Origin of the sequence: Flavobacterium ponti (genome assembly GCF_042652765.1) — a bacterium.
Taxonomy (GTDB): domain Bacteria; phylum Bacteroidota; class Bacteroidia; order Flavobacteriales; family Flavobacteriaceae; genus Flavobacterium; species Flavobacterium ponti.
Window position 1 is genome coordinate 361144 of sequence record NZ_JBHSGW010000027.1, and the last position, 452, is coordinate 361595.

General features: G+C 33.2%; 1 rRNA gene. It reads right to left on the bottom strand.

The features are described from left to right. Positions 1-146: 146 nt before the first annotated feature. Positions 147-256 (bottom strand): 5S ribosomal RNA (rrf, locus tag ACFO3U_RS13520). Between the last annotated feature and the right edge of the window lie 196 nt (positions 257-452).

The window sequence follows — 452 nt, forward strand, 5'->3', positions numbered from 1 at the left end:
GATTTTAAAAACAACTATATGCTAATTAATTCTTTATTTGAAGAATTATTTGTTTTATTACAACACTTGTAGTTTTTGATGATTTTAAAAAAAAAGTTTACAACAACAAAAAACCCTTATCAACTAAATGATAAGGGTTTTTAAAAGAAAGGCGACGACATACTCTCCCACATTACTGCAGTACCATCTGCGCAATCGGGCTTAACTTCTCTGTTCGGAATGGGAAGAGGTGAGCCCCGACGCAATAACCACCTTAAGCTGGTTTGCAAGGGTATCTTGATTTTAAACAAGACAACATTACAGAATATCTTAACATACTGAGATAAATAATTTTAAATTTTGAAGAAAGTTTCTTCCTCCCGATTTCTCAGGAGGAAATTTGTACATAAGCTTACGGGTTATTAGTACTACTCGACTATGACATTACTGCCTTTACATCTATAGCCTATCAA